Here is a 2,238-nt window from a genome sequence, read left to right on the forward strand (position 1 = left end):
TAAAACCTTACGGGAATTGAATACAAGGAAATCTCTTAGGACTTTTTTTATCTTAAAAGAGAAGGCTTTATATCTTAATTTTTCGGTGAACAAGCATAAATATTACGCAACAGGAGCAATAATGGATAATTGATAATGGATAATTGATAATGGATAATGGATAATTGATAATGGATAATTGATAATGGATAATTGATAATTGATAATGGATAATGGATAATTGATAATTACCTCTGGTTAAAACCTTACGGGAATTGAATACAAGGAAATCTCCTAGGACTTTTTTTATCTTAAAATAGAAGGCTTTATATCAAATCAGGTAGCATCGGTATAAGTTTAGATGGTTAATCTAGAAGTCAGGAGGAATGGGAAATTTAGAGGAGGTTGTCGGATATTTTATCCCTTGATTTTTATGCCTCGCTTCACCCTAAAATCCTAACTTTTTAAGCTCCCTAGACCGAAAACCTTGCACTTTTTCAAGACCTAAAAATGCTAAAACTTTTATCTGTCAATACTTTGATATTTATTTAGCAAGCCCTAAATATTACGCAACAGAAACAATATTTGTATTATACCAGTTTGAAAAAAGAATGCTACAAAAAGGTTTCTGTCTCTCAGAAATGCTGAAAAAAAGCAGCTTCAATTCATTTTAGGTAGATATTTCTATCCTTTTGCCCTTTTTTTCAAGATTTACTCCTTCTTCCTTCTTCCTTCTTCCTTCTTCCTTCTTCCCTACTTCTACCATTTTTCAATAATTCAGAATGCGCGAATTAAGAATGCGCGAATTACCTCTCCTTGAAAAGAAGAGGATTGACAAACAGGAAAATTTTTATTTATTATCCCCTTAAAAGGGGAGGCTTTAAACCACAATATTTCGGTAACAAAAACTTATCGCGCTTGATATTATATAAATCTTTTCTATGTAAATCAATAATAACGGTTCTAAAATATTAGAACCGATCTACAACAAAACTATTAGACATCTCCAAAAATTAAAATTCAAATCAATTATCATCCATAAATTATCTATTCTTTCTTCCTGTTCCCTGTTCCCTGTTCTCTCTTTTCTGGAGATGTCTATTACTAACTACTATCTTTAATCCATTTCCTAATTGAAGTAACACTAAAAGGATTATTTTTACGATTTCTATAACCCTCAAATTTTAACTTTTCAGCTATATCTTGATAGTTAAATCCCTCTTGATAAAGTTCTAAAGCTCTTTGTTTGTGATACTTTGGAGAACTATCTTTTGAATCCTGGGGTTGATTTACCTGATTGGACTGGGAGTCTCCAATCAGGTTGATAACTTTCCCTCAGAAACGAGTTGCTTTTTTTGCTTATCTTCATAATCAAAAGAATCAAGCCATTCCTCAACGATTAGTCTACAAATTTCTGTTGTTGATTTTCCCATTTGTTTGGCAACTTTCTCTAACTTAGGCATTTTCTTTTTGCTAATTCTCAGACCTATAGATTTTTTGGTCAAGGCTTCTGGGTCTTCCTTAAATGTCCCATTAGAGTTTCTTGGCCTTTGTTTTTTCATAAATTCAACCTTTGCTAGCCATTGCTAACTTCGATTTTAGCAAGGGATAGAGAGTTTAAACAAAATAATCAATTGCTAGACGGAAGGGACTCATTGACCTATAAAAAGTTTACTACTACAGCTTTTCAGCTTGTATAGCAATGTGCGCTGGCACGCTTTACAAATTGCAGGAGGTCTCTAAGCAGCTCAAAGCTTTATATTATCGGCAATTTATTCTCACTATTGCCTGTTTTATGTTCCCTGTTCCCGGAGCGCAGCGCTATAACAATGTTAAAGACCTTAATAGGTATTGCTGCTATAGGTATAGACAAATATCTTGACATCCATGGCTAGCCTTGGCTATCATATAAATTGTAGACGAGATAAGGGAGAGAAGATTATTCTTCACAAGTAAGTTGAGAAACTTATTGGATATATAGCAATACTAAATAGGCTGTGATATCAAATCCGGTAGCATCGGTATAATTAGATAGTTAATCTAGGAGTCAGGAGGGAAAAGAATTTAGAAATATTTACACTTTTGCTGATTTTTCGGGAACCGTAGATGAAAATTTTTTATACCGAGTTAAGCGGATTGAATATGACAAATCAAAAAGTAAATAAAAAACATGAAACTCCCACCAGTTTGCTGTTCCCTATTCCCTCCATACCTAAAAGCGGTAAGATTTTTATACACAAATAAAATAGGATTGCTATA

Annotated in this window: 2 protein-coding genes; both read right to left on the reverse strand. The window is 33.1% G+C overall.

Features of this window, described 5'->3' with window-relative positions; genetic code table 11:
• Positions 1–1,083: 1,083 nt before the first annotated feature.
• On the reverse strand, positions 1,084–1,305 hold the full coding sequence (locus AFK68_RS43970; RefSeq protein ID WP_143437391.1) for a recombinase family protein: 222 nt from the start codon (positions 1,303–1,305) through the stop codon (positions 1,084–1,086).
• Positions 1,296–1,541, reverse strand: coding sequence for a hypothetical protein (locus AFK68_RS00950; RefSeq protein WP_094670910.1), 246 nt, complete (start codon positions 1,539–1,541; stop codon positions 1,296–1,298). Before AFK68_RS00950 ends, AFK68_RS43970 begins: the two co-directional genes overlap by 10 nt.
• Between the last annotated feature and the right edge of the window lie 697 nt (positions 1,542–2,238).

This window comes from Hydrocoleum sp. CS-953 (genome assembly GCF_002260545.1).
Classification (GTDB): domain Bacteria; phylum Cyanobacteriota; class Cyanobacteriia; order Cyanobacteriales; family Microcoleaceae; genus Trichodesmium.